This window comes from Sorangium sp. So ce302, from assembly GCF_051530145.1.
In the GTDB taxonomy this organism is placed as follows: Bacteria; Myxococcota_A; Polyangia; order Polyangiales; family Polyangiaceae; genus Sorangium; species Sorangium cellulosum_B.
The window spans coordinates 2,544,741-2,566,783 of record NZ_CP150326.1 but is presented as its reverse complement, the minus strand read 5'-3'; the positions used below and the strand labels follow the sequence as shown (position 1 = coordinate 2,566,783).

Genomic DNA, 22,043 nt, shown 5'->3' with positions numbered 1-22,043 from the left:
GGGCCGGCGTCAGCCCTCGCCGCCTCCGCCCAGCCGCTCGTATCCGCCGTCCTCGATGCGCCGCCCGGCCCACGCGTGGATCCGCCCCTCGCTGGCGAGCACCACGGCCGCGTCGCGCCCGGGGCCGTCGTAAAGGGCGATGATCCCTGCGTCGCCCACGGGGGGCGCGCCCTGCCCGCACCGCTCGAGCGCCGCCGGCAGCCGCGCCCGCCGCCGCATGGTCGCGCCCGCGATCTCGAGCGTCGCCGGCGGCTCGTCCGGCGAATCGGCCGCCGCCGGCGCGAGCCACAGGATCTCGCGCCGAGGCGCGGGGAAGGCCACGACCGCCCCGTGCGCGCCGCCCTCGGGCGCGAGGAACACCGCGGCGACGATCTCGCCCCGCTCGCGCGCGACGATCGCGCCCGAGAGCCAGCGCTCCTCGCTCCCGGCGAGGACCACGTCGCCGAGCGCGAACGGCAGCTCGTGCCACGGCGCGTCCCCCGGGGGCGCCGCCGGCGCGTCTCCCGCGCGCTCGCCGCCGTTCCCTCCCGGCGCCTCCCGCTCGCGGCGCGACGCCATGTAGCCAACGGTCGCGGCCACCGCGGCGGCCGCCGCGAGCAGCGTGAGGCTCATCGCGCGCCCCCGTCCACCGGCGCCGCGCGCGCGCCCGCCAGCGCGAGCGCCTGCGAGAGCGCCTGCTGGAGCGCCCGCGCCCGCGCGCTCACCTCCTCGAAGGCGCGCGGCGCGGGCGTGCCCTGATCCGGCAGCAGCGCGGCGATGATCGCGGCGGCGGAGCAGCGCGCGCCCACCTCGGCCGCCCTTTCCAGGGAGATGCCGCCGATCGCCACGACCGGGAGCCCGGGACGCACCCGCTCGACCATGGCGCACAGCGACGCGAGCCCCTCGAGGCCGACCACGGCGTCGGGGCGCTCCTTGCTCGAGGTCGCGAAGATCGGCCCGATGGCGACGTAGTCGAGGCGCTCGAGGGAATCGCCGGAACCACCGGCATCGCGGAGCTCGCTCGACGCCCGCAGCGCGGCCTCGATCTGCGCGGACGTGTGGGTCGAGAGCCCGACGCGCAGCGGGACGGAAGCGCGCTGCGCCAGCCTGCGCACCGCGGCCACCGGGAGGTCGTCCTGGCCGACGTGCACGCCGTCGCAGCGGGCGAGGATCGCGAGATCCGCCCTGTCGTTCGCGAACAGCGGCACCCCCGCGCGCGCGGCCAGGAGCTGGATCGCGCGGAGGAGCGAGAGCGTCTGGGCCGCCCCGCCCCGCTTGTCGCGCAGCTGGATGGCCGCGGGGCGCGCGTCGAGGACGGCCTCGGCGAACGCCGCGGGATCGAGCCCGCGGCGCGCGAGCGAGTCGGTGTCGACGATGGCGTACAGGCCGCGCATGACCACGCTTCGAGCGATGGGAGAGCGCCCGGGCGCTCCAGAGGAGGCCAGGCTCGCTGGCTACGCTAAGGTTGACGCCCCCGGAAAGAAAGCGGAAGCGTTCGCTCCCGAACGGATCCTCCATGCGCACACGTCTCGTCCGGATCGCCTGTCTGTTCACCTCGATCGCTCCTGCTGCAGCGGCCGTGATGGGGCTCGCGTCGAGCCCTGCGCCCGCGCTCGCGGAGGAGAAGTCGAGCCCCGCGCAGCAGAGCGGGGGGCCGGGCTCCGCCGTGCCAACGGAGGGGCCGAAGGCTGGCGCGGCCCCGTCGCCGGCAGGGAGCAAGGTCGCCGCGCCCAAAGCGAGCGTCGGCGCGCCCAAGACAAACGCGAAGAAGAAGGCGCCCGAGTCCCCGCCGCTGCCGCCTTCGCCGGCGCGCCTGTGGCTCATCGCGCCATCGCCTCACGGGCCCTGGACGTTGCGGATCGACAACGAAGGGGAGCGGCCGATGCGCATCCCGGCGGACGTGCGGCTGCTGCGCCTGGAGGTCGACACGCTGAACAAGCGCGCGAAGAAGACGGTCCGCTGCGCCGCGCCCGCGGGGCTCAAGCCGAGCGGCTTCCCGGAGCGGCGCGCGCTGCTGCTGGCGCCCGGTCAGTCGTACATGGAGCATTTCGACCCGCGCCTGCTCTGCTTCGGCAAGGACGAGGCGGCGCTCGCCGGCGGCTCGGTGGTGAGGACCTGGTACGGCTGGGGTCCTCCGCCCAAGTGGTCGAAGAAGCCGCCGGCGGCGCCGTTCGCTGCGGAGTCGACGGACGATCCGCCGGCGTTCGCCCCTGCGCTCGGCCTCGCGGCGCCCACCGTCGTGCTGAGCTACGGCCTACCCCCCAAGGAGGCCGCCGCGAACGATGCGGGCGGCGCCGAGCCAGCCTCTCCGGTGGACGAGACGGCTCAGCCTCCGGGCGACAAGGCTGCTCAACCCAGGGACGAGAAAGCGGCCCAGACGTCCGCGGACAGGCCAGCTGGCGAGTCCCCGGAAAAGCGTGTTCCGTCGGACAAGAGCCACAGCGCCGGTCCGCCGATCAAGCCGATCGTGGACGCCAACGCGCCTCGCCTGGAGCTCACGAGCGAACCCTGGTCCGACGCGGCGAGCCCTCGCTCGATCGTCGTCCGGGTGAGCGCCAAGAACGCTGGCAGGCGCGCAATGACCGTCGCCATCCGGTCTCGGATGCTCGAGTTCCACGTCGCCGGCCCGAACGGCGAGACGAGTTGCGCGGCGGCCCCGCCGACGGGGGCGATCCCGCGCGATCTCTTCAGGACGCTGAAGCCCGGCGCATCAGCCGACGTCTCGCTCCTCCTCCGGGAGGTCTGCCCCGCCGACACGTTCAACCGCGAGGGACTCTACGAGGTCACGGCCACGCTGCACGCGAACGAGCCGGGCAGCGAGCTCGGCCTGGACGCGTACACCGCCGTCGTCCCCGCCAAGAACACGACGCTCCTTCGCGTGAAGAGCGCTCCCGAGCCGTTCTACGCGGCCGCGCCGCGAGCCGTGCCGACGCCCAAGCCCGAGGCCAGCCAGGCGTCGGAACACGAGGCTCACGACGAGTAACGACAGGGATGCGCCGGCGCGTGGCTGGGACACCCTGAGGCCGAGCACCCCGTCCCTGGCTCCCTACACCGGCAGGATCCCCCGCTTCTTCTCCGGCCGCTCCACCCGCTTCTTCCGCGCGAGCTCCAGCCCCCACGCGATCGCCCTCCGCGTGTCCCGCGGATCGATCACGTCGTCGATGAGGCCCCAGCCGGCGACCTTCATCACGTCGATGTTCTTCTGGATCGCGTCGACCATCCCCTGCTTCACCTCCGGCGGCGGCGGCGCGTCACCGAACATCTTCCTCGCCGCGATCCCGAGCATCCCCTCCGGCCCCATCACGCTGATCTCGGCGGTCGGCCAGCCGACGATGAGGTCCGGCTCGTACGCGCGCCCGCACATCACGTAGTAGCCCGCGCCGTACGCCTTGCGCACGACCACCGTGATCTTGGGCACGGTGGCCGCCGCCATGACGTGCAGCATCTTCGCCCCGTGGCGGATGATCCCCTCGTGCTCGACCTTCGAGCCGATCATGAAGCCCGGCACGTCCTGCAGGAACACGAGCGGGATGTTGAACGCGTCGCAGATCTGCATGAAGCGCGCGGCCTTGTCCGACGCGTCCACGTCGAGGATGCCGCCCATCTGGGTCGGCTGGTTGGCCACGACGCCGACCGGCTGGCCGCCGATGCGCGCGAGGCAGGTGATGATCGACCGCGCCCACCGCGGCTTCAGGTCGAACCGCTCGCCGTGATCGACGATGGCGTCGATCAGCTTCAGCATGTCGTAGGCGCGCCGCGGGCTCTCCGGCAGGAGGTCGAGCAGCGACTCCTCCCGCCGGTCGATCGGATCCGTGATCGGCAGGCGCGGCGGCTCCTCGTCGCAGCTCGAAGGGAAGAACGACAGGTACCTCTTCACCGCGGCGATGCACTCGGCGTCGCTCGGGTACTCCGCGTCCCCGACGCCGCTCTTCGTCGCGTGCACCTTGCTGCCGCCGAGCTCCTGCTCGGAGATGTCCTCGCCCGTCATCGCGCGCACGAGCGCGGGGCCGCCGAGCGCCAGCGAGCCGACGTCCTTGACCATCGGCACGAAGTCCGCGAGCCCCGGGATGTACGCCGTGCCTGCGGCGCCGGGCCCCACCATGGCCGCGACCTGCGGCACGACGCCGCTCATGTGCACCTGCTCGCGGAACAGGTGCCCAGAGCCGGCGAACAGCGAGATGCTGTCCGGGTGCATCGAGCCGGGATCGATGCGCGCCCCGCCCGAGTCGATGAACCACACGATCGGCCAGCGGCCGCGGAGCGCCATCTGCCGCAGGCGGGTCACCTTCTCCTCACCCGTCTGCCCGATGCTGCCGCCCTTCACGGTGAAGTCGTACGCCGCCGCGCAGACCATCCGCCCGTCGACCTTGCCGAACCCGCAGACCACCGCGTCCGCCGGCGGCCGGTCGCTCCCGTCCGGCCCGGCCGCGAGCCCCATCTGCGTGCCGTGCATCCCCACCTCGAAGTGCACGCCGTCGTCGAAGAACGCCGCGAGCCGCTCCCGCGCCGTCATCTTCCCGCGCGCGTGCTGCTTCGCCACGCGCTCCTCGCCGCCCATCCGCCGCACCTGCTCCCGGCGGGCCTCGAGGTCCTTCACGAGCTCTCGCATGTTCACGGGCCACCTCTCCCTGCGCGCCCCGGCGCGCCTACTTGCCCGACCAGCGGGGCTTTCGCTTCTCCAGAAAGGCCAGGAGCCCTTCCCGCGCGTCGTCCGTCGCGAGGCAGCCGGCGAGCCGCTCGCGCAGCAGCGGCAGCGCCGACTCGAGGTCGAGATCATCCTGCGCCGCGAACGCCTCGAGGCCGAGGCGCACCGCGATCGGGCTCTTCGAGGCGATGGCGGAGGTCACCTCGTCGACCGCGGCGTCGAGCGCGCCCGGCTCGACCACCTTGTTGAGAAGGCCGCACTGCGCGGCCTCGTCGGCGTCGAGGCGCTGCCCGAGGAGCATCATCTCCAGCAGCTTGCGCCGGCTCACGTGCCGCTGGAGCACCGCCATGATCATCATCGGGAACAGGCCGACGTTGATCTCCGGCGTCCCGAGCTTGGCGCCGCGGGCGCCGATCGCGAAGTGCGACGCCGCGACGAGCCCGAGCCCGCCGCCCAGCGCGTGCCCGTTCACCCGCGCCACGATCGGCTTGCTCGAGTTCGCGAAGGCGAGCAGGAGGTCCGCGTAATCGCCCTTCATCTCGGGCGGCGGCGCCCCCTCGGCGCCCGCGATCTGCGCGAAGTCCCCGCCCGCGCAGAACGCGTCGCCCGCGCCGGTCAGGACCACGCAGCGCACCGTCTCGTCCGCCGCGCCCGCCGCGAGGGCGTCGAGGAGCTCGCTCACCATCGCCGGCCCGATCGCGTTCTTGCGCCACGGGTTGTTCAGCGTGAGCCGGAGGACGCCCCCCGCGGAAAAGGCCTGGATGACCGTGTACGCGCGCTCCGTCACGAGGCCGCCCCTCCTGCCGCGCCGTCGTCGCGCAGGCCCAGGATCTGCCGGGTTTCCTCGACCGTCGCTGGCCTGCGGCCGACGTCGCGCACCATGCGCACGGCCACCTCGCAGAGCTCTCCGTTGCTGCGCGCCATCTCGCCGCTCGGCAGGTAGAAGTGGTCCTCGAGCCCGCACCGCACGTTGCCGCCGAGCACGAGCGCCGCCGCCAGCATCCTCCACTGCCCGTGGCTGATCCCGATCACCTCCCACTCCGAGCCGGGAGGCATGATCCTGGTCTGGAGCTGGAGCGACTCCACGTGCGCGGGGATGCCGCCCAGCACGTTGACGATGAACGAGAACTGGAGCGGGGGTTTGAGGAGCCCCATGTCGACGAGCGGCCAGGTGCCCTGGGTGTGCCCTGTATCGAAGCACTCGAGCTCGGGCTTCGTCCCGGCCTCGTTCATTGCGTTGAGGAGCTTGCTGATCTTCGCGTACGTGTTGGGAAACACCATGTCGAAATCGAAGGTCTTCCGCGCGCGCGAGTACTTCGAGTAGTTCATGGTGCCCATGTTGAGCGCCGCGATCTCGGGGCGGCTCTCCCGGAGGGTCGCGCACTGCTCGCTCACGTCGTCGAGGAGGGTGCCCGTCGAGAAGTTCAGGATCACCGGGCAGCGCTGGCGCACCTCGTCCTTGATCCGCGCGAACACGGCCGGAGAGAACGTCGGTGATCCGTCGTCGTTGCGCGCGTGGATGTGCACCGCCGCCGCCCCTGCGTCATAGGCCCGCTTCGCCTCCTCGGCGATCTCGACCGGCGTATAGGGGATGGCGGGGCATTGCTTGCGGCCGGCGAGCACCCCTGACAGCGCGCAGGTCACCACGCAGATATCGGGATCTCGTCCGTTCGGATCCCTCGGTTCCCCGGTGAACGTCGGCTTCTCTCTCATGCCCCCTGCCTCCCTTTCGCGTCCTCAGCGCCGTCGCTCTTCTTCTGTCCGGCTCTGTCCGACCCGCGAGACCACCTGTTTCTGCAGCTTCGTCAGGATCCGGAGCAGATCGCGCAGATCGGTCGAGCTCAAGCTCAGCAGCGCGCTCCGGAAGATCTCCATCGGTTCGACCTGGATCTCGCGGGCGAGCCGCGCCCCCTTCTCGCTGAGCCGGATGTGGACGACGCGCCGGTCGGCCTTCGAGCGTTCGCGGCGGACGAGCCCCTCTCGCTCCATGCGATCGACGATCCCGGTCACCGTGCTGTTCTGCGCCCGGATGCGCTCCGACAGCGTGGACAGCGAGAGATCCTGGAACGACTCGAGCAGCTTGAGGATGGTGAGCTGTGGCCCGGTGAGGCCGAATCCGCTCGCCATGCCCTTCGTGAGCCTGCGCGACTCCGTGTAGAGATAGATGATCATCTCCACGATGGCGTCGATCTCCGGCCTCTCGGGCGGCGGCAGGGTCGCTGTCACGATGCTTCGTGTACGAAATATTCGGTCCCCGGGGGAGGCGCAACCTGGATCTACCGCCGTCCCCGCCGCCGCTTCTCTGACCCCCGGTCTGCCCGGAGCTCCCGGATGCACCACCTCAGCGCCTCCTGGAGGTCCCGATGCACCTGGACGGACGAGAGCTCGACACCGAGCGACGAGGCCGTCTGCGCCACCTGCGGCTGGACTCCGGCCACGACCCCTTGCGCGCCGAGCAGCTCGATCGTCTGGAGCATGCTGATGAGGTGCTGCGCCGTCGTGGAGTCGACCTCTTCGACCCCCGTCACCTCGACGATCGCGTAGCGCGACTTCGTCTCGACGATCGTGCGCAGCAGCTTCTCCGTGATCTCTGTCGCCCGGTGGCGATCGATGCTGCCGACGAGCGGCAGCACGAGCACGCTGTCCCAGACCTGGATGATCGGCGTCGACAGCGTCTCGATCGCGGACTCCTGCCGCGAGATCACCGCGCGCATCGACTCCTGCTGCTCGACCACCTCGCGCAGCGACTCCTCGGCGCGCATGCGCTCCAGCGTGATCGCGAACATCTCGCCGATGACCTGGAGCAGCGCCCGGACGCTCTTGTCCCACGCGCGGGTGGATCGCACCGCGTCGAGCCCCACGACGCCCACGAGCCGCCCCGCGTACGCTGCAGGCATCCGGACGAGCGAGGCGATCCCGAGCTCCGCGAAGGCACGCCGCTCGCTCGCTGCCTCATCCGGCAGGTCGGCCACGCGCGGCACGTCGCACACCTCGAGGCGGAACAGCCGCTCGACGAGCCACGGATACACGTCCCTGGACACGACTCCCCGCTCCGCGCGCAGCGACGGCACCCCGTCGGCGCACCACTCGTGCGTGTTCAGGAACCGCCGCCCGTCCTCCGCGAGGAGGAACAGGCTCGTCCTGTCGGCGCGCAGCGCCTTGCCGAGCTCCGCGAGCGCAGATTGGAAGCCGCGGTCGACGTCCGAAAGCTTCACGTTGATGAAATGGGCCGAGATCGACGCGACCAGCATCTTCGTCTCGATCCGCTGCATCAGCGCCCGCTCGAGGCGCTTCTGCTTGCCCACGTTGCGCGCCCACCCGTACACGAGCCCTTCGCTCGGCACCGAGAGCATCGACCACGACAGCCAGACGTAGAGGCCGCTCCTGCTCCTGCACCGGTTCTCCAGCCCGAGCGTGACGGGCCCCTGGAGGAGCCGATCCATCTGCTCCCTGGTCGCGACGACGTCGTCCTGGTGCACGAGATCGAGGAGGCTCCGGCCGACGAGATCCTCGGTCCCCAGGCCGAGCGTCCGCTCCCAGGCGCCGCTCACGCGCAGGAACGATCCATCGCTCCGCAGAACACACAGCGGATCGGGACAGACAGCGAAGAACCTCTCTACGTCCGCTTCGTTCGCAGGTGTGTCCATCGCCGGTCGCCTTACCCAGCCCACACCCCCACGCCTAGGTCTCCTTGACGTCCTCGAACGTCGTCCGCGCGGCCACGTGCTCCTCGTTCAGGTTGAGCAGGATGGGCAGCGTCTCGTGCTGCCAGTCATCGTCGAGGATCCGCCGCACGGTCACCCGGCCGGGCACCAGGTTGTACACGGCGTCCACGATATCCATGATGACGTAGAAGCCGTTCGAGTTGCAGAACCGCATCTTCACGAAATCCATCACCGTGGACGTGATCGGGTGCTGCGGGAGGACTCGAGCCAGCTCGTCCAGGTAGCTCGACAGGTACCGGTACGGGTTGTCGATCCGGATAGCGCCCTCGAAGGTCAAAACGAGGCGGTTGTCGTCATCGAGCCGGGCGACCGACTGAAAGACGCTCAGCCCGCCATCCGTGATTTCGCCATAGCTGAGAGCCTTCATACGCGACCTTTCGCGAAAAACATACGCAGCCTTTTCAAGGGAAAGTAGCCTGGACGACGAGGATTCCATCGACGTACTGCGTCGAGAGATGGAATTTGTTCTCGGCGGTCAACCGAATGAGCCCTAGACCGCCCCTGCGTCGATCGTTGCGCCGCTCGCGCACCGTCCTGGCAAAGAGCTCTCTCGGGTCCTCCGCGGCGAAGATCTCGTCGAATACCGCCTTGACGGTCCGGTACTCTTCCGGCGTAACGCGGTTGGATACCTTGATGAGCAATCGATCTGGATCGATGCTCAGATCGAGCCGCACCTCGCTCTCACGCTCGGTCCCGTGCTGGAGCACGTTGGTGACCAGCTCCGTGACCACCACGTTGACCTTCTGGCAGATCCGTCTGGGATAGAACCTCACCAGAAGCGCGTCCAAAAAGTTCGCAAGCAGGCCGGCCACGTCGCCCGTGATGTGATCGATCGGAGAGATATATATCGATGCACCGACCGACGTCTGCGAATGATTCTTCTCGGGCTTCATCAGGCGCACCTTCGCAGGATGATCAGTGTGATGTCGTCGGCGTCCGCCACCCGGAACCGCGTGTAGTCCTCGATGCACCGGTCGAGGATCACCTGCACCGGTTCCTCGCTGTGCTTGACGACGATTTCGTTGAGACGTTGCACGGAATATATCTCCCCGCTCGCGTCCTGGGCCTCGAACATCCCGTCTGTGTACAAGGCGAGGACGTCATCCTCCTCGAACGGCAGCTCGAACTCGTGAAATGGCTTGATGCGCAGACCGATAAAGTTGCTCACCCGGTTGAACGAGCGAGGCGTGCCGCGACGGACCAGGAGCCCGTACCCTCCGCCCGAGACGTAGCGGAGGAATCGGTCAGTAAACATGACAAAGTTCACCGTCGCGTACCGGCGAACCTCCCGCAGGAACGAGTAAGCGCTCCGGTTCACCCAGTCCACGATCGCCCCAGGGCTATCTAGCCGCTTGGTAGCGTGGGCGAACTGCGCCTTCAGAAACGCCATGATGAGCGCCGACGATACTCCGTGACCTGAGATATCGTAAACCCCTATCGCGTGGCGCTCGCCGGGAAGGTAGAAGAAGTCGTAGTAGTCTCCTCCGACCTGGGCGAGCTGCTTGTGGAAGATGGCCATGTCGAAGGACGAGGCGATGGCCCCGCTCGCCTCCGGAAGCAGGGCGCGCTGGACCTGCCGCGCCACCGCGAGGTCGTCGTCGATGGCCCGGTTGTACCCTTCGAGCTCGTTCTCGATGCTGGTCGCGTGTTCCAGGATCGCCTCGTGCACCAGGGAGAGGTCGTCGAAGTCGAGCTTCAGCTTGTCGACGTACTCCAGCAGCGCGTTGCAGCGCTCCATGAAGTCTGTGAAGTTCCCCTCCTCGCGGAGCAACGTGTTCCACGCTTGCCGCTCCTTCACGATCGCCCTGATGGCATCCAGATTGCTCTGCTTCTGCAGGAAGCCTCTGGAGTGCATCGAGCTGATGTCCTTGGGTGCAGTCATGGCTCGACCTGGACGCGATTCGGGTTGGACGGAAGAACCCATCCGATCTCAATCACAGAGTATCATCTCGAAGTTCTGATTGAACTTCTTGAGGTTGGGCAGCGACTTCCCCTGCCACGGGATGGACTTCGACCCGCGGACGATGAGCTGGAGCTCACCCTTCTTCCGGGTGGCGATCGCGAACTTGTAGAGGACGTTGATCCCTGAGCTGTTCAGGAAGTTCAGCGCCCTGACGTCGAGTGTGATGGTGGGAGGGTTCGTGGCCAGGACCTTGTCGAGCAGCTCCTCGATGGGGGCGTACTCGGTGGTGCCGCCAAGACGAAGGATTCCTTCCAGGTACACCACCACCTCAGAGGGATCGTACCAAACCCGATAGTTACCACCCTTGATTTCCATTCTCGACCTTTCATTCAAAATAGGAATCCTGGCCATCGTCTTGATGCTGAAGCTGTTGACCGAGATCGGATCCAGCTTCCAACCAAGACTGACACCGTAATCATTCATGATGATGAGATACCCGAGCCCCGACCCGGCGTTCTCCGCGTCCTCGGCGTTCGCCTCCGCCTGTCGACGCAGGAGCTCCCCAGGGTCCTCCTGTGTGAGCTCTAGGAGCTTCTCACGAAGCGAGGGGACGGCGGCGTTCGTGATCTGGTTGCTGACGAGACACACCAGATCCTCACGCCCGATACCCACGGTCACGGTGATGTCACCGTGCTGATTGAACTTGACGGCGTTCTCAACCAGTTCGTTCAGAACGTACCCGATGGCGCCTGAGACCTCGTCTCGGCTGATGAGCCTGTCCTCGCCGTCTATCTCCGGAAAGAGCTCGCCGAAGTACTCGGCCATGAAATTGGCCGTCAGGTTACAAAGGCTCCATCTCACCGCGAACGAGTCGGGGTACAACGTCAGCGACATGTGTTCGCTGAACGAATCGTCTAAAGAGTAGACGCCGATGATTTCGCTCATGGTAATGCCCAGTCTCCCCCTTGCTCATACCCTCTTAATGACAAGTACAGTGATGTCATCATGGATTTTGTTGTAGCCTACGTGCGCCAAGACGTCCTCGATGATAGCGTCCTTGATCTCCCGCGAGGTTCTTTCGTGGTTTCGTGAGATCACCTGACACAGACGGTCGATTCCGTACTGTTCCTCTGAAGAGTCCTCCGCCTCGGTGATGCCGTCGCTGAAGAGCGTCACGACGTCCCCGGGCTCCAGCTTCACCTCGATGCTACCGATGAAATCGCTGATATCCAGGTCGATGCCTATCGGCAACCCGAGCCCCATGGTCTCGACACGATCGAGGGTCCCGTCCTTCCGGACGATGATCAGATCCTCGTGCTGACCGGTGAGCTGGAGCCCGCCGTCGCTGTAGTCGAGCAGCGTCAAGGACAGGTTCTTGTCCGACCGGATGCGCTGGATGTTCTGGTAGATGACCTTGTTGACGATGCTCAGGAACTTCTTCGGATCCCGCTCGTTGGCCGCGAGCAGCGTCCGGACGGCCGTCTGGACCATGAGCATCAGCACGCCGCTCTCCAGCCCGTGGCCGGTGACGTCGCCGATGCCGATCTTGACGAGCCCGTCGCTCCGGAGCACGTCGTAGTAGTCCCCGCCGACCTCGTCGGCAGGAGCCATGTAGCCCGCGATGTCGAGGCCCGGGATCTCCTGGAGCTCGCTCGGCGCGGGGAGCACCATGAGCTGGAGCTGCCGCGCGACGTTCAGCTCGGCGCCGAGCCGGATGTTCTCCTGGGCGAGCTTCGCGTTCAGCTCGCTGATCTCCTCGTTCGCCTTCTCGAGGGCCCTCGTCCGCTCGCCGACGAGCTCTTCGAGGTTGTTCGTGTAGGCCTCGATCTCGCTCGCCATCTCGTTGAACGCGACGCCGAGCTGCCCGATCTCGTCCGCGGAGTTCACGTCGATGCGAACGCCGTAATCGCCCTCGCGCATCCGCGTCGCGCCGGTCGAGAGCGCGACCAGGGCGCCCGTCATCTTGCGGGAGATCAGGTAGACACCCAGCATGAGCACGAGGAACGAGGCGATCGTGATGAGGACCTGGGTCCCGACGATCACCGTCCTGCTCTTCTCGATGCTCTTCTGCGCCGCGAGGAGCGAGGCGTACATCTCCTTCTTCGGGACGACGAAGCCCATCGTCCACCGCTCCTTGGCCACGCGCGCGTCCGGCCCGGCCCAGCCGTTCACCGGCGCGAGCCGCTGGAGGGCGATGATGTACGTCTCGCCCGATATCACCATCTCCCGGTAGTCGACTTTATCATCGTTCGGAAGGACGATGCCAGACACCCCCGAGTCCTCGCTGTCCTTGAAGAACCGCTGCAGCATGCCGACGCCGGAGTTCTGACCGGCGCCCGCGTCCGTGCGCAGCCGCAGCGTCTTTGCGCCGAGCTCGTTGACCGCGAAGACGTTCCCGTCCGCCTGCGCCAGGAAGGCGAAGCCCGCGGTGGCCAGCTTGACGTCCTTGATCGAGGCGATGAGCTGCGCGAGCGTAAGGTCGAGCCCGACCGACCCCACCAAAGCTTTGCGGTCCTTCGCCCAGAGCGGATGGAACGCCGTCATCACGATGCCGCCGCCCGCCGCGTCGTCGTACGGCGCCGTGACCGTGGTCTGATCCGGGTGCGCGCTCAGCCCGGCGGGGTCCTTCGCCCACTCGTTCCAGCTCTCGGCCATGCCGGGGAAGAAGAACTTGTACCACCCCTGGTCGTTGTGCCCCGGATACAGCTTGTCGAAGGTCGACGCCATGTCCGTGTACGGCGTCAGCCGCACATACGGCTTGTCCTCAGGACCGATGTAATAGATCTGAAGCTTGTCGGCGCCGTACTTGCCGAACGAAGGCAGGATGAGATCCAGAAACGCGGTCTCGTTGACGGCCCGCTGGACCTCGGGCAGGATCGTCCCGTCCTTCCCCAGGTAGCCCCAGACGCTGACGACGCTCGGCTCGCTCGGATCGTTCTGGTACCAGTTCCCCTTCGGGTTGAACTTCATCTGATCGCGGAAATACGGGAAGTCGGCGGCCGTCCGCAGGAACGGGGCGACGTCCTCCTCGCGATCGATCACGGTCTGCAAGACGCCGGCGAGGGTCTGGAGGTCCCTGTACGCCTCGCCGAGCCTGAGGTTGACGTGAGTGGCCTTGTCCTCCAGGTGATTGGTGAGGTACTCGCGGTTCGCCGAGTTGAGGCCGGCCTCGATCTCCGCGGCGGCCTCGCTGCTCAGCCGGTGGATGCCTTGCCGCCCGACGACGACGTTCCACACGGCACCGAGCAGGACGCTCACGCCCGTCACGAAGATGATCTTGGTGCTGAACTTCCTGAACCTGAAGAGCAGGCTTTGAGGCCGCTGTTCGCCAGAGTTCCGAGGTTGAACGCTCACGGCTGGCAATCTCCTAACGGCACGGCCCTGGGCCACTCGATCGGCATCACGACGCGGCGGAGCATGACGACCCGGCCTCCCCTCACATGACCCGCATCGGCTTGCGGCCCGAGCCGGCGTAGATCGGCCACGAGGCGAGGCCGTGCGGGTGCGTGATGGCCGCCATGTGAGCGCGCAGCCCGGTGCTCAGCTCGGCGTGGTAGTCCGGCGGGGCGCCGGCGGTCCGGGCCATGTTGGCGGTCACCGAGATCCAGCACTCGACGACGCGCGCGAAGTCGAAGCAGTCCGTGTTCATGTTGTTGATGTCGATCAGGTTGACGCGGATGTCCTCGAGGCCGGCCTCCCCCAGGATCTGCCGCGTCTTTATCCCCGTATCGAGATCCATCCCGATCGACCTGCCGAGCTCGACGAACCGCTTGTAGGTCGCACGGATGAGGTCCTGCTCCGGATAGCCGTACGCGCACGACAGGAGCTCGTTCGTGATGTAGATCCGGCCGCCCGGCTTGCAGATGCGGTAGAGCTCCTGCATGATGCGCTCGGGCTGCGGAAAGACCTGGAGAGACAGACGGCAAGACACGAAGTCGAACGAGTTGTCCGGCAGGAGCAGCGCCGCGGCGTCCCCGTACTGATACTCGACGTTCTCCAGCCCGAGCCGCCGTATGTGGTCCTGCGCGTAGCGGAGCGCGGGCCGGGAGTGATCGACCCCGGTGACGTGCTCCGGCTTGAACTCCTTCTGGAGCAAGATCGCGAAGTCGCCGAAGCCGCACGCGATATCGGCGATCTTCATCCCCGGGTAGAGGCCGTGGTTCATCAGCCCCGTCTTCTCGTGCTCCCAGATGATGCGCTCCTGGAGGCGGAGGACGTCGATGAACTCGGCATCTTCGAGCATTCCCTGGCTCGGGTAGAACGCGACGTCGTAGATCTCGACGGAGACGCTCGAGTAGATCTCCGCGATGACCTGAAACTTGCGGATCGCCCAGGGGATGACGCTGGAGATGATCAGCCTGATCTTGAGGTTGGGACGCGCCTCGACGGCCCAACGGACAAACCTGTTGATCTCCAGGAATGCCACGTTGTTCATGTACTTGAGCCGCTTGAAGTCCAGGCAGAGCTCGCCGCTCGCGTTCTTGGCCGCGGTCTCCAGCGTGCCGCGGATGGCCCTCATCTGATCGGCACCGAACGGCCGCAGCATGCCCGAGAGCGCAACCTCCTGGTCGGTCTGGTCGACGCGCATGCTGAAGGTCACCTGCGAGCGCCACGAAGGGAGGCCGCTCGCAGACGAGGGCGGTACGGCGGATTCGCGACCGATCGGAGCTGTCATAGTTCTTCTACCTCAGTGAACGGGAACTGAATCGCCAGAAGGAGCCAGTCCCCGCTCGTGGGTTCGGAGATACTGAGCTTCGAGCCGTAGACGACCGCGAGTTCGAGCAGCCCGAGCGCCTGAGCGTCATCATCCGGAACGTCGTGCTCGAGCTGCTCTCGATACCAGGCCATCGGGTCCGGCTGATTGGCCAGCTGGACGGCGTGGTTGTAGAACTTGGCGCTCTGCTCGTTGATCGGGACCTCCGCCTCGACGAGGATATGGTTCTGCTTCTTGCGGAACCGCATCTTGATCTCGCCGGTGGAGCCGTGATTCCGGTATATCGCTTCCAGCAATTCGTTGAAGAACGTCGAGAGCAAGGTCGCGTGGCGCTCGGGGTCATCCTCATTGGCGCTCGCGTACCTCGCGAGGAAATTGGCTAGCTGATGACAGTGGTTCCACCGTTTACTGAAGCCACCGACCGAGAAGTTCGCGGAAATGACCATGCCGTCCGCCGGTAACGCGGGCGGCGGTCGCAAGGTCGGAGCTATGTCGGCCTGCTTGGAAACGGACATCAAAGCCTCGGGGGTTGGTTGACAAGTGAGGCACGAACGAGGTTACCCGGGTTCGGGGTGCCCCGTCGAGTGCATCGCGAGGTTTCCAGCGAGCGCCATCCGGGCCTTCACGCGGCAGAAACGTCAGCGACCGCCCGGGCGGTTGCACCAGGCATGCCACCGCGCGGTAGACTTTCTGTAATACAGCTCGCATTTATCGAAGATCACTGGTCTCATGACCAGGTGAACCGATGTAGGGCACCGGCTGCTGGCCGACGGCTCCGTTCGGTCGTTTCGCGCATATCCGGGTGAAACGGGCTCCGCTTGCCTCAGCACGCGATGTTCGTGGGTCACCACGACAGGCAGACATTTTGTCCACAGAGCACCCGCGCCGGCGGCGCCATTTGTAATTCGCTACACATGTGCTCCCCGCTCGCCTCGGCGGGGCGCACAGTCGTTGACCATCAGACCATTTGGAGCAGCAGAAGAGAGGTAATCGAAAGTGCGTCGCTGCTGTCAACCCCTTCCTGCGCGCGGCGGAGGTGCGCTCAGGCATCGTGTGGTCCAGCGAGTCGCCGCGGGAGTGCGAGGAGATCGGTGCGCCCACCTACCACGTGGCCCATCGCGCGCCGGAGCCGAGTGCGTCTCTCGGGCGCGGATTCGGTATGCGGCCCTCTCGCGCGGGAGTCGGCGTCTCGAGGCAGCGCCGCGACGAGCCCCACGCCGGGCGAGCGCTCGCGGCTGGCGCCGGGTGTCGTCAGGCGTCCGGGAGCGCTTCGCAACATCGATGGTCCCGCAGCCCTCGTCCTGCTGCTGGGCGCCGCTCGACCGAGCGCCCTCACCTTCGCCGCGAGCGGCGCGAGCAGCCCAAAAAGGCGCGCGAGGTCGGACATCGCAACGATTGAGCTTGACAATCATCCATGCAGGCCGCGTGTGTTCACCGTCGCGCTGTCCGGCGCGGCAGCGCGCCGCCTCCCGAGCGCGGCGCGCAGCGCGCGCCTGACCGCTGGCCCGCGCCGCGCAGCGCCGCTGTGGCGCACGCGACCGGCGCCTCGGCGTCACCGCGGCGGAGCGCCGCGCCGCTCGATGGCGTCGAGCTCGTCCATCACCGCCTTCACGCGCGGATCCGTGGGATCGACGGCGCGCGCCTTCTCGTACGCTGCGCGCGCGTCCTTCAGCTGGCCCGACTGCGCAAGGGCGTTGCCCAGGTTGATCCAGGCGCTCCCGAGCTTGTCGTCGAGCTTGAGCGCCTCGCGGTAGAGCGCGGTCGCCTTCTGCAGGTCGCCGCGGAGGTGGTACGCATACCCGAGGTTCGATCGGTAGGTGGCGCGCGCCGGGTCGCGCGCCACAGCCGCCTCGAGGTGCGGAACGGCGCGCGCGGGATCGTTCGCGGCGAGGAGCGCCGTCCCGAGGTCGTTCTGCAGGCGCGCGTCCGCCGGCGAGAGCCTCGCGGCGCGCTCGTAAGCGCGGATCGCGTCGGCCGTCCTCCCCGCGGCCAGGAGCGCTGTCCCGAGGTTCGCCTGCCGCTCCGCGTCCCCGGGGGCGAGCTCCGCCGCCCGCGTCAGCTCACGGACAGCGTCTTGCAGGTTGCCGAGCGCGAGGTGCGCGACGCCGAGCGCGGAGTGCGCCTCGGCGTCGCTCGGGGCGAGCTCCGCGGCACGTGTCAGCTCACCGAGCGCCGCGTCGGCCCGGCCGAGGACAAGGAGTGTGCGGCCGAGCTCGAGGTGCGCGAGCGCGTGGTCAGGCTCGAGCGTCACCGCACGCTTCAGCTCAGGGAGCGCGGCGAGCAGCGTCCTGTCGCCCGGCGCCCCGTTGTAGTCGGTGGACACGCCTGCCCTGGCGATCGCCGCGCGCTGGGCGCCGACGATCGCCGCCGCGTCCTTCTTGTCGAGCTGCGCGGCCGCGCGATAGGCCCTCTCGGCAGCGGCGAAATCGCCGCTCGCATAGGCGGCGTCGCCCTCTTCGAGCTTCCTGTCCGCCGGCGTGCCGGTGCCGCGCGCGACGCGCGGAGGAGGGCTCGCCGCCGCTGCCTCGCTGGTGGACGGCGCGTCGAGCGGGACGCCCGAGCCGACCGGCGCGCCCGGGGCAGCGCCGCTCCCAGGAGGCGGCGCGGGCGCCGCGTGCTCCGTCGGATCGAGTCGGGAAGGCGGCGCAGGGGCCTCGGCCAATGGTCGCGGCGCCGGCGAGCGCGACGCTGGCGCCGCCGGGGCGCAACCGGCGAGCGCGAGCAGGACGCCGAGCCGGCGGATCGCTCCGCAGGCGCTCACAGCTTGTACGGGGTCATCGCGTGCTCCTTGCCGTCGTACCGGAGCAGCACAGGCTTGTTATCCATCTTCGTCGCCACGCCGACCGGCCGCTTCCAGCACCGGACGAGCGCCACGAGCGTCTCGCGCGCGTAGTCGGCGCGGAGGTCGAAGCCGCCGTGCACGTGCTCGAGCAGGAGCTCTCCCCGGTTGCCGTAGTTGGCGTCGACGACACGGATGTACGGGTCGCCGAAGTTCGTCAGCTGGAAGAGGAGCTTCTCCTTCACCTCCTTGAACTCGCGGCTCTCGATCTCGAACCTGTCGTTCCGCCCCGAGAAGCCGAACGTGTACATCTTCTGCTCGATCACGAACTCCGGCGTCAGGAACTCGTCGATGAAGGTCACGTCGTTGTAGAGCGCGCGCACCTGGAAGATCTTCTCGCGGCCGAGGCCGAGCCGCATGTCCCAGGTGCGCTTCGCGTCGAGGTCCGCGCACTCCTCCCACTCGCGGCCGAAGCGGCCCTTGTTCCATCGCTCCTCGATGTAGCGATAGAGCTCCACGCCGACCTTGTAGGGGTTGAAGCGCCCCGGCGCCGTCGCCATGACACCGGCGTTGTTCTCGGCGTAATCGATGATCTCTGACGCATCGAGGACCTTCTCGGTCATCATCTTCGAGTGCCAGTACGAGGCCCACCCCTCGTTCATGATCTTCGTCTGGCGCTGGGGGACGAAGTAGTAGGTCTCCTCGCGGATGATCTCGAGCACGTCGCGCTCCCACCGATCGAGCGGCGCGTGGTCGAGCAGGAACTTGAGCACGTCGCGCTCCGGGCGCTCCGGCACCTTGCGCTCCGGCTTCTTCTGGTCCTGCCGCTTCTTCCGCTGCGCCGCGAGGATCTCCTCCGGGTTGATGAAGGAGTCCATGTACTCCTTGGCCCGGAGCTTGTAGGTGTCCATCGGCTCCTCCGTGGGCTCCTCGTCCTCCTTGGCCACAGGACGGCCGCTGAAGGGGGCCCACGGGTCGATCAGGTTCTCGAGCGAGAGGCAGTGGTCGACGAACGCCTCGACCTTGTTGATGCCATAGCGCTCGATGTGCCGCGACACGCGCGCGCCGTGGTTCGCCATCTTGTCGATCCACTTGCGGTCCGGATCGTAGGCATCGCTCCTCCGCACCGGGTCGAGGATCGGGCCGCGATGGTCGAGATCGGTGGACCGGAAGCAGAAGTTGTTCTTGAAGAAGTCGACGTGCGCGTACACGTGCGCCATGACGAGCTTCTGGTCGGTGAGCGAGTTGCCCTCGAGGAGGTAGGCGTACGAAGGGTTGTTGTTGATGACCATCTCGTAGATCTTCGAGAGGCCATACTCGTAGCTCTTCGAGAGCTGCTCGTACTCCATGCCGAACCGCCAGTGCGGGTAGCGGCTCGGGAAGCCGCCGTACGCGGCGATCTCGTTCATCTGGTCGTACGTCAGCATCTCGAAGATGACGGGGAAGAAGTCGAGCCCGTAGTCCCGGGCGATCTTCTCGATGCGCTCCTTCTCGGTGCGCAGGTAGCGGGGAAGCGCGGTGTTCAGGGCGAACTTGCTCATACCGCTCTACTTCCCCTTCCCCAGGAAATCCTTGATGCTGCCCACGATGGCGTCCTTGTCCCTGATCTCGCTCACCACAACCCGATCGTCGTGCGAGAAGTGCTCTTTCAGATCCTTGATGAACTGGCCCGAGCCGTACGGGCTCTCGACCTGCCCGTAGGCGAACATGTTGACCCGCGGCAGGATCTGGGTCTTGAGCACGTCCACGCAGGAGAGCGTGTCGTCCATCGACCAGTTGTCGCCGTCGGAGAAGTGGAACGGATAGATGTTCCACTCGTCCGGCGGGTAGTCGTTGTCGATGATCTGCGAGCACAGCTTGTAGGCGCTCGAGATCATCGTGCCGCCGGACTCGCGCGTGTGGAAGAACGTGTCCCGGTCGACCTCGCGGGCGATCGCGTCGTGGATGATGAAGCGCGACTCGAGGCCCTTGTACTGGCGGGTCAGCCACGCATCGATCCAGAACGACTCGATGCGCACGATCTCCTTCTGCTCGTCGCCCATCGACCCGGAGACGTCCATCATGTAGATGATGACCGCGTTCGCGACGGGCTCGGTGATCGTCTTCCACGAGCGGTACCGCTTGTCGTCCGGGACGGGGACGACGACGGGCGCCGCCGGGCGGAACGTCCCGCTCGCGATCATCCGCTTCAGCGCCTCGCGGTACGTCCGCTTGAAGTGGCGCAGCGACTCGGGGCCCACCCGGCGGATGCCGGAGTAGCGATCGTGGGCGTTCGAGATCTTGCTCTTTCCCTTGTCCTGGATGTCGGGCAGCTCGAGCTCCTCGCCGAGGATGCCGGCGAGCTCCTCGAGCGTGACGTCGACCTCGAGGAGGTGGTCCCCCTCGCCGCTGCCCGCCTGCCCCTGGCCGGGCTGCTTGTCGTCCGAGCCCCCCACGGGATCGCCGGGGTTGCCGTCGCCCTGCCCCACGCCGCCGCGTTGCTTGTCGCCGAAGCGGAAGCGCGGGATGTCGATCTGAGGGATGGGAATCGAGACGAGGTCCTTCCCCTTTCGTCCGATGAGCTCGCCCTGCGAGATGTACTTGCGCAGGTTCTCGCGGATGCGGCCGCGAACGATCTGACGGAAGCGCCCGTGATCCTGGTCGATCTTCAACGACACGCTCGCGAGTGTAGCATCGGAAGCCGCCTCGGGTCCGCACGTTCGGCGGGCCGCCGAGGTCTCCCGCCCCGGCGGCGCCGCTTCCCCGCTTCCGTTCGACATCTCCATCTCCACTTCCCCACGTCCTCGCCGTTGCCCCACCGCCACGCCCGCCCGTCGTGAACTGCCCCCGTGTTAGCCTCCGCGCCGTGCTTTTCCGAGCGCGCTCCCTCCTCGTGTTCCTCGTGCTCGTGGTCCTCGCGGCGCTGGCCCTCGGGTGTGGCTCCCGAGAGCAGCTCGTCGGGCTGCCCGATCTCGCGGGCGCAGGGGGCGCCCCCGACGCGCCGCCCCCGGACCCGCCGGTGTGCCGGGAGGACGGGCTCCCCTGCCAGGGCGCGGCGGACTGTTGCAGCGCCGCGTGCACGCGGGGGATCTGCGGCGGCGACAGCTGCGCGCGGGACGGCGCGCGGTGCGCCGCCCCGGGCGACTGCTGCGCCGGCCTGTGCACCGGCGGGCTCTGCGGGCAGGGCTGCTCGGCCGACGGGGCGCCGTGCCAGAGCGCGGCGGCGTGCTGCGCCGGGGTCTGCATGGGCGGGGCGTGCGGGCGGGGCTGCTTCCGGGACGGGAGCGCGTGCGAGTCCGCGGGACAGTGCTGCTCGCTGAGCTGCGTGGAGGGCGCATGTCGCGCGCCGTGCATCCCGAACGGCGCGCGCTGCAGCGCGGGCGACGCGTGCTGCAGCGGCGCCTGCGTCGCGGGCGTCTGCGCCGAGGCGTGCGCGCCCGACGGCTCCGTGTGCGGCCAGAGCGCGGACTGCTGCACCGGGCGCTGCAACGCGGGCATCTGCGGCGGGTGCAGCTCGGACGGGGTCGCGTGCGGCTCGGCCGATGCGTGCTGCTCCGGCGTCTGCGCGCAGGGCGTGTGCGGGGGCGCGGCGTGCTCGCACGCGCCCTGCGAGATCGGCGCGCCGCTCGCCGCGGACTGCGGCGGGTGCGCGGCCGAGCTCTGCCGGTTCGACCCGTTCTGCTGCACCACCAGCTGGGACGAGATCTGCGTCGGCGAGGTCCCCAGGCTCTGCGGGCTCGTCTGCGTCGAGTGCGCCGCAGACGGCAGCCGCTGCGCGTCCGGCGAGGCGTGCTGCAGCGGCGCGTGCGAGGACGGCGTCTGCCGGCCCCCGTGCGCGCGCGACGGCCAGCCGTGCGCGGACTCCGGCGAGTGCTGCAACGGCGGCTGCCAGAACGGCCTCTGCGGCGGCCCCGCTTGCCCATCGGACGGGACGGGCTGCGGAGGATGCGTGGCCGAGCGCTGCTGCGCGCAGCTGAGCCAGTGCCTGCTCAGCCCCACCTGCGCGGACGACGTCGCGTGTTTCTTCGGCTGCCTCGACGAGGGCAGCGGCCCCGCCGTCTGCGGGTTCCAGTGCATCCACAGCCCGGAGACGTTGCAGCTGCTGCGCTGCGTGGGCAGGAGCTGCGGCGGCGGCACCTGCTTCTGACGCGCGGCGCGGGGCGCGAGGGCGGCGCGAGGGGAGCGGGTCTCGCGCGGGCGTGCGGCTCGCCGCGCCCGCGGGTCTGGAGCGCGGATTTGCCGAGTGCCTGACGCGCAATAGGCGCTTCCGCCGGGGTTGGCTACAGCGGATCCTGATTTCGATTCCGGTGCTTCCCGCC

The 22,043-nt window shown here is 68.1% G+C and carries 19 protein-coding genes; 2 read left to right on the top strand and 17 right to left on the bottom strand.

What is annotated here, in order from left to right; translation table 11 throughout:
* Window positions 1–9: 9 nt before the first annotated feature.
* Both WME73_RS10010 and WME73_RS10005 read right to left on the bottom strand, forming a co-directional pair.
* Entirely contained in the window at window positions 10–612 is a 603-nt protein-coding gene (locus WME73_RS10010) for a hypothetical protein (protein ID WP_437745233.1), read from the bottom strand.
* A complete protein-coding gene (locus tag WME73_RS10005; RefSeq protein WP_437915496.1) occupies window positions 609–1,373 on the bottom strand; it encodes a thiamine phosphate synthase in 765 nt (254 codons plus the stop codon). Before WME73_RS10005 ends, WME73_RS10010 begins: the two co-directional genes overlap by 4 nt.
* A 122-nt stretch (window positions 1,374–1,495) precedes the next feature.
* On the opposite strand from WME73_RS10005, the gene WME73_RS10000 reads away from it, so the two are divergent.
* Complete coding sequence (locus WME73_RS10000; protein ID WP_437915495.1) at window positions 1,496–2,962, top strand: hypothetical protein; 1,467 nt, start codon at window positions 1,496–1,498, stop codon at window positions 2,960–2,962.
* 63 nt (window positions 2,963–3,025) lie between these two features.
* On the opposite strand, the gene WME73_RS09995 is transcribed toward WME73_RS10000, so the two are convergent.
* From WME73_RS09995 to WME73_RS09925, 15 genes are all read right to left on the bottom strand, one after another.
* Window positions 3,026–4,588 carry an acyl-CoA carboxylase subunit beta gene (locus WME73_RS09995; RefSeq protein ID WP_437747959.1) on the bottom strand — a complete coding sequence of 521 codons (1,563 nt, stop codon included), beginning with the start codon at window positions 4,586–4,588 and terminating at the stop codon, window positions 3,026–3,028.
* A gap of 37 nt (window positions 4,589–4,625) precedes the next feature.
* Complete coding sequence (locus tag WME73_RS09990) at window positions 4,626–5,411, bottom strand: enoyl-CoA hydratase/isomerase family protein (protein WP_437745230.1); 786 nt, start codon at window positions 5,409–5,411, stop codon at window positions 4,626–4,628.
* Complete coding sequence (locus tag WME73_RS09985; protein WP_437745229.1) at window positions 5,408–6,337, bottom strand: 3-keto-5-aminohexanoate cleavage protein; 930 nt, start codon at window positions 6,335–6,337, stop codon at window positions 5,408–5,410. The genes WME73_RS09990 and WME73_RS09985 overlap by 4 nt, the downstream gene beginning before the upstream one ends.
* Window positions 6,338–6,361: 24 nt before the next feature.
* The gene (locus tag WME73_RS09980; protein WP_437551312.1) at window positions 6,362–6,850 is read right to left on the bottom strand and encodes a MarR family winged helix-turn-helix transcriptional regulator; all 489 of its coding nucleotides are present in this window, start codon (window positions 6,848–6,850) and stop codon (window positions 6,362–6,364) included.
* Between the two features lie 50 nt (window positions 6,851–6,900).
* On the bottom strand, window positions 6,901–8,271 hold the full coding sequence (locus tag WME73_RS09975) for an STAS domain-containing protein (protein WP_437745228.1): 1,371 nt from the start codon (window positions 8,269–8,271) through the stop codon (window positions 6,901–6,903).
* Window positions 8,272–8,305: 34 nt separating this feature from the next.
* A complete protein-coding gene (locus WME73_RS09970; protein ID WP_012234416.1) occupies window positions 8,306–8,716 on the bottom strand; it encodes a hypothetical protein in 411 nt (136 codons plus the stop codon).
* A gap of 34 nt (window positions 8,717–8,750) precedes the next feature.
* Complete coding sequence (locus WME73_RS09965; protein WP_231864758.1) at window positions 8,751–9,242, bottom strand: ATP-binding protein; 492 nt, start codon at window positions 9,240–9,242, stop codon at window positions 8,751–8,753.
* Complete coding sequence (locus WME73_RS09960; protein ID WP_437745227.1) at window positions 9,242–10,231, bottom strand: PP2C family protein-serine/threonine phosphatase; 990 nt, start codon at window positions 10,229–10,231, stop codon at window positions 9,242–9,244. Before WME73_RS09960 ends, WME73_RS09965 begins: the two co-directional genes overlap by 1 nt.
* A gap of 48 nt (window positions 10,232–10,279) precedes the next feature.
* On the bottom strand, window positions 10,280–11,197 hold the full coding sequence (locus WME73_RS09955) for a slr1658 superfamily regulator (protein WP_012234413.1): 918 nt from the start codon (window positions 11,195–11,197) through the stop codon (window positions 10,280–10,282).
* Window positions 11,198–11,221: 24 nt separating this feature from the next.
* Window positions 11,222–13,606, bottom strand: coding sequence for a PP2C family protein-serine/threonine phosphatase (locus WME73_RS09950; protein ID WP_437745226.1), 2,385 nt, complete (start codon window positions 13,604–13,606; stop codon window positions 11,222–11,224).
* 82 nt (window positions 13,607–13,688) lie between these two features.
* Entirely contained in the window at window positions 13,689–14,852 is a 1,164-nt protein-coding gene (locus WME73_RS09945) for a methyltransferase domain-containing protein (RefSeq protein WP_437745225.1), read from the bottom strand.
* 71 nt (window positions 14,853–14,923) lie between these two features.
* Window positions 14,924–15,481: a hypothetical protein gene (locus WME73_RS09940; RefSeq protein WP_437534412.1), complete on the bottom strand. Its 558-nt coding sequence runs from the start codon at window positions 15,479–15,481 to the stop codon at window positions 14,924–14,926.
* Between the two features lie 1,037 nt (window positions 15,482–16,518).
* Entirely contained in the window at window positions 16,519–17,727 is a 1,209-nt protein-coding gene (locus tag WME73_RS09935; RefSeq protein ID WP_437745224.1) for a tetratricopeptide repeat protein, read from the bottom strand.
* On the bottom strand, window positions 17,724–19,286 hold the full coding sequence (locus WME73_RS09930; protein WP_437745223.1) for a SpoVR family protein: 1,563 nt from the start codon (window positions 19,284–19,286) through the stop codon (window positions 17,724–17,726). Before WME73_RS09930 ends, WME73_RS09935 begins: the two co-directional genes overlap by 4 nt.
* Window positions 19,287–19,292: 6 nt before the next feature.
* A complete protein-coding gene (locus tag WME73_RS09925; RefSeq protein WP_437745222.1) occupies window positions 19,293–20,402 on the bottom strand; it encodes a DUF444 family protein in 1,110 nt (369 codons plus the stop codon).
* A 188-nt stretch (window positions 20,403–20,590) separates the two neighbouring features.
* On the opposite strand from WME73_RS09925, the gene WME73_RS09920 reads away from it, so the two are divergent.
* Window positions 20,591–21,871, top strand: a complete 1,281-nt coding sequence (locus WME73_RS09920) for a hypothetical protein (RefSeq protein ID WP_437915494.1) — start codon at window positions 20,591–20,593, stop codon at window positions 21,869–21,871.
* The last annotated feature ends 172 nt before the right edge of the window (window positions 21,872–22,043 follow it).